Annotated in this window: 12 protein-coding genes; 6 read left to right on the top strand and 6 right to left on the bottom strand. The window is 62.1% G+C overall.

Annotated elements, in window-relative coordinates:
• Positions 1–378 precede the first annotated feature (378 nt).
• Both MJ122_RS27800 and MJ122_RS27795 read left to right on the top strand, forming a co-directional pair.
• Positions 379–1,581, top strand: coding sequence for a hypothetical protein (locus MJ122_RS27800; protein ID WP_239746939.1), 1,203 nt, complete (start codon positions 379–381; stop codon positions 1,579–1,581).
• Between the two features lie 70 nt (positions 1,582–1,651).
• Positions 1,652–2,545: a hypothetical protein gene (locus tag MJ122_RS27795; RefSeq protein ID WP_239746938.1), complete on the top strand. Its 894-nt coding sequence runs from the start codon at positions 1,652–1,654 to the stop codon at positions 2,543–2,545.
• 67 nt (positions 2,546–2,612) lie between these two features.
• Here the strand turns inward: MJ122_RS27795 and tnpC are convergent, their stop codons facing one another.
• Both tnpC and MJ122_RS27785 read right to left on the bottom strand, forming a co-directional pair.
• Complete coding sequence (gene tnpC / locus MJ122_RS27790) at positions 2,613–2,969, bottom strand: Tn3 family transposase post-transcriptional regulator TnpC (RefSeq protein WP_239746937.1); 357 nt, start codon at positions 2,967–2,969, stop codon at positions 2,613–2,615.
• Positions 2,966–5,980 (bottom strand): Tn3 family transposase, encoded by a 3,015-nt coding sequence (locus MJ122_RS27785; RefSeq protein WP_239746936.1) that lies wholly within the window; start codon positions 5,978–5,980, stop codon positions 2,966–2,968. The genes tnpC and MJ122_RS27785 overlap by 4 nt, the downstream gene beginning before the upstream one ends.
• A gap of 126 nt (positions 5,981–6,106) precedes the next feature.
• Between MJ122_RS27785 and MJ122_RS27780 the strand changes: the two genes are divergently transcribed.
• From MJ122_RS27780 to MJ122_RS27765, 4 genes are read left to right on the top strand one after another with little or no spacing between them, the layout of a single operon-like run.
• Positions 6,107–7,282 carry a TolC family protein gene (locus tag MJ122_RS27780; RefSeq protein ID WP_239746935.1) on the top strand — a complete coding sequence of 392 codons (1,176 nt, stop codon included), beginning with the start codon at positions 6,107–6,109 and terminating at the stop codon, positions 7,280–7,282.
• Positions 7,279–8,754 (top strand): efflux RND transporter periplasmic adaptor subunit, encoded by a 1,476-nt coding sequence (locus MJ122_RS27775; protein WP_239746934.1) that lies wholly within the window; start codon positions 7,279–7,281, stop codon positions 8,752–8,754. Before MJ122_RS27780 ends, MJ122_RS27775 begins: the two co-directional genes overlap by 4 nt.
• Complete coding sequence (locus MJ122_RS27770; protein WP_239746933.1) at positions 8,751–11,903, top strand: efflux RND transporter permease subunit; 3,153 nt, start codon at positions 8,751–8,753, stop codon at positions 11,901–11,903. Before MJ122_RS27775 ends, MJ122_RS27770 begins: the two co-directional genes overlap by 4 nt.
• On the top strand, positions 11,900–12,256 hold the full coding sequence (locus MJ122_RS27765; RefSeq protein ID WP_239746932.1) for a copper-binding protein: 357 nt from the start codon (positions 11,900–11,902) through the stop codon (positions 12,254–12,256). The genes MJ122_RS27770 and MJ122_RS27765 overlap by 4 nt, the downstream gene beginning before the upstream one ends.
• Before the next feature lie 139 nt (positions 12,257–12,395).
• On the opposite strand, the gene MJ122_RS27760 is transcribed toward MJ122_RS27765, so the two are convergent.
• From MJ122_RS27760 to MJ122_RS27745, 4 genes are all read right to left on the bottom strand, one after another.
• A complete protein-coding gene (locus tag MJ122_RS27760; RefSeq protein WP_239746931.1) occupies positions 12,396–12,833 on the bottom strand; it encodes a hypothetical protein in 438 nt (145 codons plus the stop codon).
• A gap of 36 nt (positions 12,834–12,869) precedes the next feature.
• A complete protein-coding gene (locus tag MJ122_RS27755) occupies positions 12,870–13,148 on the bottom strand; it encodes a hypothetical protein (protein WP_239746930.1) in 279 nt (92 codons plus the stop codon).
• A gap of 107 nt (positions 13,149–13,255) precedes the next feature.
• Complete coding sequence (locus MJ122_RS27750) at positions 13,256–14,224, bottom strand: DNA replication terminus site-binding protein (RefSeq protein ID WP_239746929.1); 969 nt, start codon at positions 14,222–14,224, stop codon at positions 13,256–13,258.
• A gap of 130 nt (positions 14,225–14,354) precedes the next feature.
• Positions 14,355–14,615: a hypothetical protein gene (locus MJ122_RS27745; RefSeq protein ID WP_239746928.1), complete on the bottom strand. Its 261-nt coding sequence runs from the start codon at positions 14,613–14,615 to the stop codon at positions 14,355–14,357.
• Positions 14,616–14,621: the final 6 nt, after the last annotated feature.

Raw genomic sequence — 14,621 nt, 5'->3', positions numbered from 1 at the left:
AAGGAGATGGCACCGTTCCCCAGAGTGGAGACCGTTCACTGTGGACGACGTCCCAGGTACCGGCAGTGGCGCCACGGTAAGGTTGGTGGGCTATCCGGCCTCGATCAGGTCAACGGCTTGCCATCCGGCCGCGCCTTTGATTTGGCGCCGGAGGGCATGACCATCTTGTTTGGTCACAATGGTGCCGGCAAATCTGGCTATGCCCGTGTCCTGAAGAATGCATGCAAGGCCCGGCATCGGGTAGAAGTTCTGCCTAATGCGTTTGATCCGGCGCCTAGGCCACCTTCTGCAGACTTTGCCATTCTGGTGGACGGGGAGCCGGATACGGCACGCTGGGTCCAAAATAGTCCAGCTCATCCTCACCTGAGTTCTGTCTCGGTGTACGACGTTGCCTGTGCCAACGACTACATCGATGCCGAAGGCGTTCCTGCCTTTCAACCCTACGGGTTGCCACATCTGACCCGTCTGGTCGCTCTACAGCGCGACCTCCAGGCCCGAATCAATACTGAGCGTAGCGCGCTTGCGCTGGACGCCCGGCAATTTGAGCCCTTGAAGGGCGACACCGAGGTTGGCCGTTTCATTGCCAACCTGGGAGAAAGTTCCGACCTGAGCGCGCTCGCTCGGCTGGGTACGGTCAGCGAAGCGGACGCACAGCGGCTGACGTTTCTCAACCAGACGATGCTAGACACTGATCCTGGGCCCAAGGCGCTGGCCCTGGAGCGCCTGGCCACTCGCTTGGATCAAGCACAGCAACGGGCGGAGGCTGCCCAACGCTGGGTGAACGATCGGGCCATCACGCGAGCGAAAGAGCTGCTCGACGCCGAGAAAGCGGCGAACTTCGCCATGACCCTGGCGCAAGCCAGGCTTCACGGCACCGCCGCGCAGCCTGGAGAACCAGCTTCGCAAGTGTCCGCGCCCGCCGCCCCCTTGCTGGAGGGAACGGGGAATGCACTGTGGCAAACCCTCTACCGCGCCGCCGAGGCTTTCTCACAGCAGTCCGCGTACCCTGATCACCCATTTCCGCACCTCGATGCGGACGCGCACTGCGTGCTCTGCCAGCAACCCTATGCGGCCGATGCCGCCGAGCGCATGCGTCGATTTGCGGCCTTCGTCGCGGATAGCGCAACGGCCGAAGCCCAGGCTGCGAACAACGCGCGGCTGGAGGCCCTCGGTAGAGTGAAAGCAGTTGATCTCAGTGTGCTGGACGAACCGACGCTTGCTGACGTGGGTGAGCGCCTGTCCGAGCTGCATGCAGCGATAACGCAAGCGACATCGGTGTGGGCAGCGCGGCATGCCTGGGTGACTCAGGTGTTGGAGTCCGGCAATTGGCCCGCCGCTGTCGAGGCACTACCTCCTGAGACCAACCTGGATCAGTCTTTCGCTGCCAACGCCACAGCGCTGCGGCGCCGACGCCAACACCTTACGTACGTCGGCCGATCCTGCAGTACGTCAGGCACTGGTAAACGAACGGGCGGAGCTGGAGGCGCGGCAGCGTCTTACTGGACACCACGCCGCGGTGGAGCGCTTTGTTCAGGACAGCCGGACTCACCAGAAGCTGAGTCGATGCCATACCGCCCTTAACCCACAGGTAGTTTCGCGCAAGCTGACAACACTCGCCACGGCGCATGTAACCGATGCACTGGCGACCGCTATGAATGCCGAGCTCAAAGCCCTGGGCTATCGGCGCCGGGTCCAAGCCGAACTGACCGGTCGCACGGAACTCGGCCTGACCAAGGTCACGCTTCGGCTCAGCGACATTGCCCTGAAGGTCTCGAAGGTGCTTTCCGAGGGTGAACAACGGGCCAGGGGATTGGCCATGTTCCTCGCCGAGCTCGAATCGCAGGCTCATAAGTCCACCGTCGTTTTCGATGACCCCTCCACCTCACTGGACCAAGTTTACCGTCGGGCCATTGCACGGCGCTTGGTCGCGATGGCAGCTACGCGCCAGGTCCTGGTGTTCACCCACGACGCCGTGTTCCTGACCGAATTCGGCATGGCGCTCCAGCAGGCTGAACGAACCGCCAGTTACAAAACCATCAGTTGGGATGAAGCGCCAGGGCTAGTAAGCGATGGGCTGACCTGGGCCACGATGGACACCAAGGCCCGCTTGAATGATCTGCGGGCACGCACAAAGGCGCTGAACGCCAATCTAAGTGAGTATCCAGCGGAGGAGATCGAGCGCCAGATCTCAGATGGCTACACCAGACTGAGAGGGACGATCGAGCGAGCGATTCGTGAGGTTTTCCTGAACAACACAGTCCAGCCGTTTAGCGATGTCGTCAGCGTCGATTCATTCGGTGCCGTGGTGGGGCACCCTCAGGACGAGTGGGAGGCCCTGCAGGCAACCTATGCGCGCGCCTGCGAGGTGACCGACGCCCACGACACTCCCGGGGAGCGCCAACTCCCGCTGCCGCCGCGCGAGGACCTGCTCCAGGACATCACCCTGGTCATTGACCTGGTTGACCGTGCGACGGCACGCCGAAAGGCCTACGAGACTGAGCGCGGTGAGCGGACGACTCAACGCAAGAAGGTTTTCGGCGGCTAGTCCTCCCTAGCACGCAAGCCGGGTCTGGTTCGTGCTCGACTTGCTCGCAAACATGGCTGGGCTACTGCTAGTGGTAGGGAACTAAATTGACCAAGGGCGTGAGGCAGGCCTGCGCAGAGCGAACCCATGCGGCCAGCGCCTCAAGGTCCAGTTGCACGGATTCCGCTTCAGCCCAGATACAGGCACCCTCAGTGGGCACTGCCGGGGCGGCACCCTCGACAAGGGTCAACGTCATCGCGTGAAGCCTCAGCAGCTCATCGCGCAATGCGATGACACCGCCCATGTCAGCGAGACAGGCATCCAAACCGTCCACCAGGCCCAGGAGCCGGGACGTGTCGAAGCCGTCCCTGACCTGCCCCAGTGCGGTTGCATCCACCTCGCCATAGGGCGTGACACGAAACGACGCGGGCGGGATCTCGATCATGGGGTTTCCTCCGTCGAAGTCTGGCTGGGCGTACCGACCCGCAGCGAACCGGCCGCCTGCTGGAAGACCGAGTCCTTGATCCAGGGTTCCGGCGGGCGGTTCAGCTTGAGGTTGAACTCACCGAAGCGCTTGACGTTGCTGGTCAGGTAAGGGCTGAGGAAGGACACATCGTCATCGGTGAATTGCCAGCCGTCCCGCGCCAGTTTCTGCAGGATACGCATCATGTCCACGGTGTTCTGCAAGATGACCGAGGATGCCACCATGTCGTTGTAGCGTAAGCGCTTCTGTTGCTCGTCGGGATCATTCTCGGCAATCACGTCGCCACCGAAGGACAACCACTTGGAGAAACCGTTGTAGGACTCGATCTTGTTGGTGTTGGCCGTGACTTCCTGGCGCAGCTCACGGCTACCGATCCAGTTGAGCAGGAATATCGTCCGCACAACGCTGCCCAGTGCCTGCGCCGCATGGTAGAGCTTATTGCGCCGGCTGTACGAACCGAGCTTGCGCAGCAGCATCGGCGAGGAAATCTTGCCGGCCTGGATCGACAGTGCCACCTGCATCAGGTCCTGCCAATGGGTTTCTATCAGTTGCCAGTCGGCGGTGTCGGTGAACAGGCGATTGATGTGCTTATAGGAGACGCCGCGATCGGGTCGGCACATGATCAGGTCGCGCCAGTTGCGGATGCGCGGCATCAGGTTGATGCCCAGAAGGTGGGTGAAGGCGAACACCGTGGCCGACTGGCCCTGAGTGTCGGAGTACACCGTGTCGGGTTCGACGCTGAGATCCGCCTTGAGCAGCCCCTCGATCACATAGATCGCCTCCCAGATACCCGGCGGAATGAAGTGCTGGAACACTGCGATGTAGTTATTGGCGACATGCCGATAGGCCACGGCTCCCATCTTGCGGTAGCGGAAATGGTAACCGGCCAGGAGGTTATCGTCGTAGAAATCGAACTGGGTGCCGTCCGCGGCCACCGCTTTGCCGTCGCCCCAGAGCTTGGGCAAGTCGAGTTGCAGGTAGAGTTCAACCAGTTCCCGATTGGCCTTGTCCAGTTTCTCCAATGAAAGGTGCCGACGGTTGGTGTAGGAGAGCATGTGCGGGGTGACATTCCCAGCCAAGTGCCGCGCCGCCTGGTTGGGCCCCAAGTTGCAGCCCAGGGCGAAGATGGTCATCAGGTAGCGTTCGGCGGGGTCTTTGAGTTTCGGCTCGTTGCCGGACATCGGTCCAAAGTGCCGGGTGAACTGAATCCAGTGCTCGATGTTGGCCATGATGTCGAGCACATGTCGGGCCGGCATGCGTTGAACGATCGCGGTCTGTAAAGAGATGGCCGAGGGCGGGATATCCCGAGCCATCACGCGACGCAGCACCGGTTCGCCAGCGTCGTTGATCGAGACGTCGCCGCGGCAGGAGGGGAACTTGTCGTCCAGCTGCTGCGCGGTTTCCTCCAACTGAGCCTTGAGGGACGCGACAAACTCTTTAGCCGTACTGGGCAGTCCGACCTTCTCGCAGTAAGCCGGCAGTCGCTCCAGGCATTCCGTCCAGGGGAGTAACTGCCTACGGTAGTCGGCAAACGATTCCGACCCGAGCACGCAAAGATCACCGGAACGCAGTTCACTGGCCAGGTGGGAGAAGACGCAGACTTCCAGGTAGCGGCGATTAGTTGGCGGCCCCTCGCTGGCGGCGCGGCGCACGACTCGGGTCCAGCGCTCCGAGGCAAACGCCAAGTCGACATGCTCGTCGATCCATTCGCGGTGCAAGTTCTCGTTGTCCTGGATGAGCAACATCGCCTCGATCAGAGAGCGATCCTGCGTCGTGGGCTCCAGTTGCAGGAGGTGGCTGAGTCGGAACAGCAACGAGCGGTGGGATTTGAAGTGTTTCCAGATCAGCGGCAGGTAATTATTGCCGCCAGTGGCTTGCACTTCGGCACAGCTCTCACGCAACTGGTCCAGATTGCCATCGGGGCAGAGGTATTCCCGAATCAGGCTACCAGCTTCCTCATTACTCGGCTCCTGCGCCAAAATCTGCAGCCCCCCCTCCAAGGTGGCTACCAGGCGCTCTAGCTTCTGACGCTGCTTGAGCTGAATTTGCTCCAGTTCTTCCTTGGCCCGCTTGTGGATGGTGGAGATTCGCCGGATGAACATCTCCGCCAGGTGATCCCGGGTTCGCACACGCATCCGATAGATCAACGCCAGCATTAGCGTGTAGCGCTTCGGCAGCGTGCAATCCTTGAGCTCCGAAACGTCGGAGGCCGCCGCTTGAGTCGCGAAGTGGCGGATCTTGGTATCGACAACGCCCTCGAAAATGGTATCCAGATTCCCGAAGGTCTCCAGCCAGGCCAGGTGGTCGATCAGCACCTCCAGGTGCTTGCGAGATGGCTTCTTGGGCGCTTGTTTGAGTGCATTGAAGTCGCTCTGCCGGCGTCCGAAGTCGGTATCGAGCAGCTCCTTCAACTTGTGGATCACCTCGATTGGCGTCCGGGCCACCACAAGGTTGAAAATCTTTTCCTGAGCCTCAGCGCGAGCGGCTTCAGCCAGGTCATTTAGTGTCGAGTAGGCCGGGAGCTCATAGTTTCGGCGAAGCAGCTCGTCGATTACGGCGTTGATGATGTCCACGCGCTGATCGAGCAGCAGCGACATTGCGCTAGCGTGTTGCTGGGCAAATTCTGCTGCCGCTGATCCGTAAAACGCGTTCACTCCAAGACGTGTGCGTACGGCGTTCATATGCCGATACAGCTGAAACCATTTGTACTCCGCGAACGTGACCTGACTGCGCTGGCCCAACTCGCCGCGTATGAAATCCACGACCTGATCAGGTACGGCGGAAATATCTGGAAAGTAACGAAGCAGTTGGAAGGTCTTAAGCAGGACTGCAAGGTTAAGGTGAAAGGGGGCCTTGGATTTACTGCGTACCCACTTCAGCTCCTCAACTGAAAGGGAAAACTCACGCTGAAGCTCAGATCTCGAATAGGACTTTGAAAGAATGGGGTACGCCGTGCGCTCGACAGAAGCCATAGGACCACCTTTCCGGGGAAATCCAGAAACGATAGCCCATTAAATCGACGGGTCTCCCCGAAAAAGAAAGCACAGTTAAAACAATGCATTACGCGCGAAGTGAGTGAATTTCCCCCTTATCTCGGCATGCCCCCGTCACTGGACGACGCCCTGTTGCTGGCCGAACGCAACGCTCCTTCCTTGTTCGCACAGAGCGAAAAAGCCGCGGCGGCGAGAAGCGCCGCCATCCCCGCTGGGGAACTGCCCGATCCCAAGCTCAATCTTGGTCTGCAGAACGTCCCCATCGAGGGTGACGAGCGCTGGAGCACCCAGCGCGACAACATGTCCATGCAGGTGGTCGGCCTGATGCAGGAGATGCCCAACGCAGACAAGCGCAAGGCCCGCGTCGAGACCGCCCAGGCCGCCATCGAACGCGCCGATGCCGAAGCTGGCGTGGAACGCCTGAAGGTCCGCAGTGCCTCGGCCCAGGCCTGGATCGCGACCTATACGCTGCAACGCAAGCTGGCGATGTTCGACGACTTTTACCGCGAAAACCGCCTGCTCGACGCCACCGTCCGTGCACGTCTGGCCGGGGGGAGCGCAAGCACAGTCGATGCGGTAGCTCCGCGTCAGGAGGCCGCGCTGCTGGACGAGCAGAAAGACGACCTGCTGCGCCAGGAAGCCCAGGCACGGGCGGCGCTCAAACGCTGGATTGGCCAGGATGCTTCCCAGGAGCTGAGCGGCGACTTCCCGCACTGGTCCATCGACGCCTCCCACTCGCTGCAACAGTTGCACCAGCACCCCGAGCTTGCCGCCTACGGTCCGATGACCCGCGAGGCCGAAGCCCTGGTGCGCGAGGCCGTGGCCGAGAAGAAACCGGACTGGAGCTGGGAAGTGGATTACCAGCGCCGTGGCCGCGAGTTCGGCGACATGATGACGTTGCAGGTGAGTTTCGACTTGCCGCTGTTCACCGGCACCCGCCAGGACCCGAAGATTGCCGCGCGACGAGCCCAGGTAAGGCAGTTGGAGGCCGAGCGAGAGGCGCTGGCCCGCGAACACGAGCAGGCACTGGAGGGCGACTTGGCTGAATACCGCCGGCTACAACGCGCCGTCGAGCGCAGCACCGGCACCTTAGTACCGCTGGCCGAGGAGAAGGTACGCCTGGCCACCGCCGGCTACCGATCAGGCAAGTCTGGTCTCGACGAGGTAGTGAGTGCCCGCCAGCAACTGGTCGAGGCCCGGCTCAAACAGATCGACCTGCAAGGCTCCCTTGCACAGGTCGCCGCACGTCTCTACTTCACCTATGAGGAGGGACGCGCATGAACCGCTTCCCCTGGAACACCTTCGCGCTATTGATCCTCGCTGTGGCTGTCGGCGGCGCTGGCGGCTATTGGCTTGCCCGGCAGGCTCAGGTGCAGGCGCCGCTGGCCTCGGCCACCCCGGAGCGCAAGCCGCTGTACTGGTACGACCCGATGGTGCCGCAGCAGCACTTCGATGCGCCGGGCAAGTCGCCCTTCATGGACATGCAGTTGGTGCCCAAGTATGGCGATGCTGCCAATGCCGCCGAGAGTGTACCGGCGGTGCGCATCGAGCCAGGCATCCAGCAGAACCTCGGCGTGCGCCTGGCCAGCGTCACCCGCGGCACGCTCGACCGCACGCTGCAGGTCACTGGCGTGCTGGCCTTCAATGATCGTGATGTGGCAGTGCTGCAGGCGCGCGCCGGCGGCTTCGTCGAGCGTACCTACTCGCTTGCGCCGGGCGACGTGGTTAGCGCCGGAGCTCCAATGGTCGATGTGCTGGTGCCAGAGTGGGCGGCGGCGCAGGAAGAGTTCATCGCCTTGCGCCATTCGGGTGAACCGGCGCTACAGGCGGCGGCGCGACAACGCCTGTTGTTGGCAGGCATGCCGGAAGGACTCGTGCAGCAGATCGAGCGCAGCGGCAGAGTCCAGCCGGTGACTACCCTGAACGCGCCGATTGCCGGAGTCATCCGTGAGCTGGAGGTGCGCCCCGGCATGACACTGGCCGTTGGCGCCCCCCTCGCCAGGATCAACGGCCTGGGTCGTGTCTGGCTGGAGGCCGCTGTGCCGGAGGTGCAAGCCGCAGGACTCAAGGTCGGCCAGTCGGTCGATGCCCGTCTGCCGGCGCTGCCAGGCCATCCGGTGACCGGCACCCTGACCAGCATCCTCCCGGAGAACGACCAGCAGAGCCGCACCTTGCGCTTGCGCATCGAGCTGCCCAACCCGGACGGACAACTGCGCCCCGGCATGACCGCGCAGGTCAGCCTCGACCTGGCCGGCCAGAGCGATGTGCTGCAGATCCCCAGCGAAGCGGTGATCCGCACCGGCAAGCGCAATCTTGTGATGCTGGCGGAAGACCAGGGCCGGTTCCGTCCGGTGGAAGTGCGTCTCGGCCAGGAGAACGGTGGGCTGGTGGCCGTACTTCAAGGTCTGGACGAAGGCCAGCGGGTGGTCGCTTCCGGGCAGTTCCTGATCGACTCGGAAGCCAGCCTGAAAGGCATCGAAGCGCGCACGGCAGAAGAGCCGGCGGCAAAGATGACGATGCCTGCTGTGCATGAAGCGGATGGCCGCATCGTGGAGATCACTGCACAGGGTCTGACCATCAGCCACGGCCCGTTCAGCACCCTGGGCATGCCCGGCATGACCATGACCTTTGCACTCGCTCGCCCTGAACTGGCAGCCGGCCTGAAGCCTGGCGATCGCATTCGCTTCGGTGTCAGCCAGGGAGATGCAGGGCTGGTAATAGACCAGGTCCGCAAGCAGGAGCAACAGCCATGATCGCGAAGCTCATACGCTGGTCGGTGGCCAATCGTTTCCTGGTACTGCTGGCTACCCTGTTCATTGTCGCCTGGGGTGTCTGGTCGCTACGCAGTACACCGGTCGATGCCCTACCAGACCTTTCCGATGTCCAGGTCATCATCCGCACCAGCTATCCGGGACAGGCACCGCAGATCGTCGAGAACCAGGTCACCTACCCGCTGGCCACCACCATGCTGTCGGTGCCCGGCGCGAAGACCGTGCGCGGCTTTTCCTCCTTTGGCGACAGCTTCGTCTACGTGCTGTTCGAGGATGGCACTGACCTCTACTGGGCGCGCTCGCGGGTGCTGGAGTACCTCAACCAGGTGCAGTCGCGCCTGCCGCCCACGGCGAAGACGGCGCTCGGCCCGGACGCCACCGGTGTCGGCTGGATCTACCAGTACGCCCTAGTGGACCGCACGGGCCGGCATGATCTCGCCCAGCTGCGCGCCCTGCAGGACTGGTTCCTCAAGTTCGAACTGAAGACGGTGCCTGATGTTGCGGAAGTTGCCACCGTCGGTGGCATGGTCAAGCAGTACCAGGTGCTGCTCGACCCGGTGCGGCTGGCCAGCCTGGGTATTACCCAGAGCCAGGTGATCGAGGCCATCGGCAAGGCCAACCAGGAAACCGGCGGCGGCGTGCTCGAACTGGGCGAGGCGGAGTTCATGGTTCGCGCCTCGGGCTACCTGAAGACCCTCGCGGACTTCCGCGCGATCCCCCTGCGCCTGGCCGCCAACGGCAGCCCGGTGACCCTGGGCGATGTCGCCAGCATCCAGCTCGGCCCGGAAGTGCGCCGGGGCATCGGCGAACTGGACGGCGAAGGCGAAGCGGTTGGCGGAGTGATTGTCCTGCGCAGCGGCAAGAACGCCCGCGAAGCCATCGCACGGGTGAAGGACAAGCTGGAGTCGCTGAAGAAGAGCCTGCCCGCGGGCGTGGAGATCGTCACCACCTACGATCGCAGCCAGCTGATCGACCGCGCCGTGTCCAACCTCAGCCACAAGTTGATCGAAGAGTTCATCGTGGTGGCGCTGGTCTGCGCGGCGTTCCTCTGGCACCTGCGCTCGTCGCTGGTGGCAATTGTTTCGCTGCCGGTGGGCGTGCTGATCGCGCTGATCGTCATGCGTCATCAGGGGATCAATGCCAACATCATGTCCCTGGGCGGCATCGCCATCGCCATCGGCGCGATGGTCGACGCGGCAGTGGTGATGATCGAGAACGCACACAAGCGCATCGAGGCCTGGCACGAGCGCCACCCCGGCACACCGCTGGCCGGTGAACAGCACTGGCGGGTGATGACCGAGGCCGCGGTGGAGGTCGGGCCGGCGCTGTTCTTCAGCCTGCTGATCATCACGCTGTCATTCATTCCGGTATTCACCCTGCAGGCGCAGGAAGGCCGCTTGTTCGGCCCGCTGGCGTTCACCAAGACCTACGCCATGGCGGGCGCCGCTGGGCTTTCCGTGACCCTGGTACCTGTACTGATGGGTTACTGGATTCGCGGACGCCTGCCCTCGGAACAACGCAATCCGCTCAATCGCTGGCTGATCCGCATTTACCAGCCTGCCCTGGACGCGGTGCTGCGCCGGCCGCGCACGACGCTGGCAGCAGCGCTGGTGATCTTTCTCACCGGGCTTTGGCCGCTCTCCCACCTGGGCGGAGAGTTCCTGCCGCCTCTGGACGAGGGCGACCTGCTGTACATGCCTTCGGCCCTGCCCGGTCTCTCTGCGCAGAAAGCTTCGGAGCTGCTGCAGAGCACCGACCGCCTGATCCGCAGCGTGCCAGAAGTCGCCAGCGTGTTCGGCAAGGCAGGCCGCGCCGAATCAGCCACCGACCCGGCGCCGCTGGAAATGTTCGAGACCACCATCCGCTTCAAGCCGAAGGAAGAGTGGCGGCCGGGCATGACCAGCGAAAAACTGGTGGAGGAGCTCGACCGCGCGGTGAAGGTGCCGGGACTGACCAATATCTGGATTCCGCCGATCCGCAACCGCATCGACATGCTCGCCACGGGCATCAAGAGTCCCATCGGGGTGAAGGTTGCTGGCACTGACCTGGCCGAGATCGACCGCGCCACCCAGGCGGTTGAACGGGTGGTCAAGGGGATTCCCGGTGTGAGTTCGGCGCTGGCCGAACGCCTCACCGGAGGTCGCTACATCGACGTCGATATCAACCGCCAGGCGGCGGCCCGCTACGGCATGAACATCGCCGATGTGCAGGCCATCGTCAGCAGCGCCATCGGCGGGGAGAACGTTGGTGAGACGGTGGAAGGCCTCGCCCGCTACCCGATCAACGTGCGCTATCCGCGCGAGTGGCGCGACTCGGTCGATGCGCTGCAGCAGTTGCCGATCTACACCGCCCTGGGTGCCCAAATCACCTTGGGTAGCGTGGCGCGGGTGCGCATCAGCGAAGGTCCGCCGATGCTCAAGAGCGAGAACGCTCGTCTTTCCGGTTGGGTCTACGTCGACGTGCGCGGCCGTGACCTGGCTTCGGTGGTGGCGGACCTGCGCCAGGCGGTAGAGCACGAGGTGAAGCTCGCGCCGGGCATGAGCCTGAGCTACTCCGGTCAGTTCGAATACCTGGAGCGCGCCAACGCCCGGCTCAAGCTAGTGGTGCCGGCGACGCTGGCGATCATCTTCGTACTGCTCTACCTGACCTTCAGGCGCTTCGACGAAGCTGTGCTGATCATGGCGACCTTGCCCTTCGCCCTCACCGGCGGCGTGTGGCTGCTGTACCTGATGGGCTTCAACCTGTCGGTGGCCACGGGGGTTGGCTTCATCGCCCTGGCCGGGGTCGCGGCGGAGTTCGGCGTGATCATGCTGGTCTACCTGAAGAACGCCTCGTCTGAACGCCCGGATAACAGCGGTCCAGACGCGTTGCTCGCCGCCATCCGCGAAGGCGCAGTGCAGCGCGTTCGCCCCAAGGCCATGACCGTGGCCGTGATCGTCGCCGGCCTGCTGCCAATTCTCTGGAGCAGCGGCACTGGCAGCGAAGTGATGAGCCGCATCGCCGTGCCGATGGTCGGCGGCATGATCACCGCGCCGCTCCTTTCACTGTTCGTCATCCCCGCCGCCTACTGGCTGATGCGCCGTCGTCAGCCCCGCGTGGCTATCCAATCCCAACCCGGAGAAATCGCATGAAAAAACCACTGATCGCCGCCGGCACCCTGCTGCTCGCACTGTCCTTTGCCGCCACCGCTGAGGACATGCCCAGCATGAAGATGGATGGGATGAACATGGACGGCATGAACGCGGAAAGCTCGAAGACCGCCCCCTCCGCCAGTGCCGAAGGCACCATCAAGGCCATCGACAATGAACGCTACACTGTCACTCTCGCCCACGGCCCGGTGGCGGCTCTGCAATGGCCGCCCATGACCATGGCTTTCAAGACCGAGCCGGGCCAAATGGACAATCTGCAGGTCGGCGACAAGGTGGCCTTCGAATTCCTCTATGAAGGAGGGGCGTCGAAGATCGTGAATATCCGGAAGAAGTAATTCTGAAATGGAGGCCCAGTTGGTCGGGTATGTCGACTGGGCTGTCCTTAGGAGCACACGTCCGCTTTGGGTCGATTGCAGCCTCTCCGCATGTGGTCGATTGTCGACGGGCGGACAAGTAGGTGCAGTAACGTAGGCGTTAATCGTCTGCAGCGTAGGGATACGTGCCGGCGACGTTGTGCATGAAGGGATCTCCTTCGTCATCGAACAGGTTCGAGTCTGTCTCCAGAACGAACGGGATACCGTTGTTGACGTGGCGTGCGGGTCTCGTGCGGCTCCTGACCATGGTCACTGCGTTCTTGATGAACATGCCCAGCGATACGAGCAGCAATGCAGCCATCAGCAGAGTTTCATTACCCAACACAATGATTCCCGCGCCGGCAACGAGGGCGAGCGGACAGCCAATGAAGAACGCAGCAGTTGAGTTCTTGAAGTGCGTCAGGCCCAGCGCCAGTGAAACGTATCCGGCGATCAATGCCGTGTAGCTGATGGCCATCGGAACGCCGTGCATAACGGGTGAGACGAAACCAACTCCCAGGAAGATCAGCAGAATGACCAGCGCGTGGCGAACGAACATGAGGCCGGCGCCTGTGGACAAGGACTCCTCAAGCTCCTACATGGCCATCAACGGCTGACGCAGGCGAGGTACCTTAACTAATTCGCCCAGGGCGTCCACCAGGATCATCATTTTCTTGGCGGCGATCCTGCTCGGCGGGGCCGCAGCCAGGTCCTGGATCATCAGCGCGCAGCGCTTGAAGTCCGCGGAAACGCCATCCAGGGCAGAGATGTCCAGCTCGGCCAAGTCAAGGTTGCCCGGACGAAGTCCAAGATACTTGCCAATCAGCGCTTCTGCGCGATTAGCCCCTGCTCGGATGTCTCGGTCGAAGTCCATTTCACGTGCCCTTGTTGATCGATTCGGTAGAGAGTACCCGAGTGCGGGAAAGTGCAAACCAGCCCTCATGACTCACCGGCCAAAACTGCATGCGCTTTCCCGGGCGGCTATTCGCGCCGTCGCGGATTCAGCGATTCGGCGTAGGTAGATTCTACGCCCTCGATGATGCCGGCAGCGGGTGCGTCTGCTGCCGGTGAGGAATCTTCCGCGACGAAAAATCGGCCACCTGGTAGCGCAGGCTCTCTCGATTTACTGTCCGGCCGCTTGGCGGTTCGCGCTGCGCTATCAAAGTCCTTGAGCCCCACTACCTTCGGCCGGCGATCTCCACGTACAACGAAAAACGGAAGATTTGCATGCAGCATTGCGTCGTAGCGACTGCTCTCGGAGAACCAAAGCATGCAGCGAGGATGAGGTGCGACTAGCTTGGGGACATCGAGGAGGTCATCCTCAGACATGTTCGCGAGCCCTCGGAGATCCAGCCACTGGGGCGTTTGCTCCAGCTGGATCCCTCCAGTGGAAACTCGCTCGTTTGCCTCGGCCAGCAGCAGTTCCCGCACCTGGGCAACGCGGATTTTTTCCTTGCCGGAAGTGTGGCCAGCCCATGTAAACGTGATCTGTCTTGGCGAGGCGTCGAACACTTGGATCGTTCGCTTGAGCTGATTGAGGGAAAAATTTTTCCCTAGAGCCTGTCGCATGATGTGCGACCGCCGGCTGACGGAGACATTGCGGAACTGGCGCTCTGCTTCAATCGCCCTTTCCAACTCCGCCTTGCGTCGATTCACCGCCCTTCCCTCTGCCAGGATTGACGATGACAAGATGAAGTAACCCGGTAGCCGCATGACCGTACCTGGCGCTTGGCCAAGGTCACGCTTGAACTCCTTGAATGCAGCCAGAGCTGCACCTACCGCCTCCTCGCCTGTTAGATGCTTCACCGGGATTTGCTTCGGAGTCTTCTGCTCCTGCAGAAGCGGTAACTCCCAAACTGCCCCCTCCTCCACCAGGCTGGGCCAGCGTTCATTGAAGGTCGCTACTGCGTGCAGTAATTCGGCGTAAGCGTCGGCGATCGTCTGTGTCATTCCCTCACCTCAATAATACCACCCCTCCACATAGTGTAACGGACGCTCCCTGGAACTTCCTGCCCTCCCCTGTTAACAGGGCCGGGGGGAGTCAGCATCATCCATGCCTAAAGTGAGGGGGTGGTATTAATCAGTCAAGGGACCTTATTTCGCGATGCCATTCGCGTGTTCTGCGTGCAGCCTCTTTCCAGTTTGATGCATGAGAGGAATGTATGGCTCGTTTGAGTTCTGCTTTGGTTGCCCCGCCGGCGATGACATCTTCAAATCCGTGTCGAACCACAACGTAAGGCATTCGCCCTCTCCTCTCTGCCAGCATTTTCAGAGCAGCAATTCGTACTGCCAGCAAGAAGCTGTCCGTGCGATCGGTGGGCTTCAAACGACGAATGAACATGCACCC

The organism is Pseudomonas sp. DP-17, assembly GCF_022380625.1.
GTDB classification, from domain to species: Bacteria; Pseudomonadota; Gammaproteobacteria; order Pseudomonadales; family Pseudomonadaceae; genus Pseudomonas; species Pseudomonas nitroreducens_A.
Note: the sequence above shows the minus strand (reverse complement) of the source record. Positions and strands in the feature narration are given on the sequence as shown.

Excerpts from the sequence above, each read along its gene's own strand:
- MJ122_RS27755 (WP_239746930.1), bottom strand. The coding sequence starts at position 13,148 with ATGGACTTCGACCGAGACATCCGAGCAGGGGCTAATCGCGCAGAAGCG.
- MJ122_RS27765 (WP_239746932.1), top strand. The coding sequence starts at position 11,900 with ATGAAAAAACCACTGATCGCCGCCGGCACCCTGCTGCTCGCACTGTCC.
- MJ122_RS27780 (WP_239746935.1), top strand. The coding sequence starts at position 6,107 with ATGCCCCCGTCACTGGACGACGCCCTGTTGCTGGCCGAACGCAACGCT.
- MJ122_RS27785 (WP_239746936.1), bottom strand. The coding sequence starts at position 5,980 with ATGGCTTCTGTCGAGCGCACGGCGTACCCCATTCTTTCAAAGTCCTAT.
- MJ122_RS27795 (WP_239746938.1), top strand. The coding sequence starts at position 1,652 with ATGAATGCCGAGCTCAAAGCCCTGGGCTATCGGCGCCGGGTCCAAGCC.
- MJ122_RS27760 (WP_239746931.1), bottom strand. The coding sequence starts at position 12,833 with ATGTTCGTTCGCCACGCGCTGGTCATTCTGCTGATCTTCCTGGGAGTT.
- MJ122_RS27775 (WP_239746934.1), top strand. The coding sequence starts at position 7,279 with ATGAACCGCTTCCCCTGGAACACCTTCGCGCTATTGATCCTCGCTGTG.
- MJ122_RS27745 (WP_239746928.1), bottom strand. The coding sequence starts at position 14,615 with ATGTTCATTCGTCGTTTGAAGCCCACCGATCGCACGGACAGCTTCTTG.
- MJ122_RS27770 (WP_239746933.1), top strand. The coding sequence starts at position 8,751 with ATGATCGCGAAGCTCATACGCTGGTCGGTGGCCAATCGTTTCCTGGTA.
- tnpC (WP_239746937.1), bottom strand. The coding sequence starts at position 2,969 with ATGATCGAGATCCCGCCCGCGTCGTTTCGTGTCACGCCCTATGGCGAG.
- MJ122_RS27750 (WP_239746929.1), bottom strand. The coding sequence starts at position 14,224 with ATGACACAGACGATCGCCGACGCTTACGCCGAATTACTGCACGCAGTA.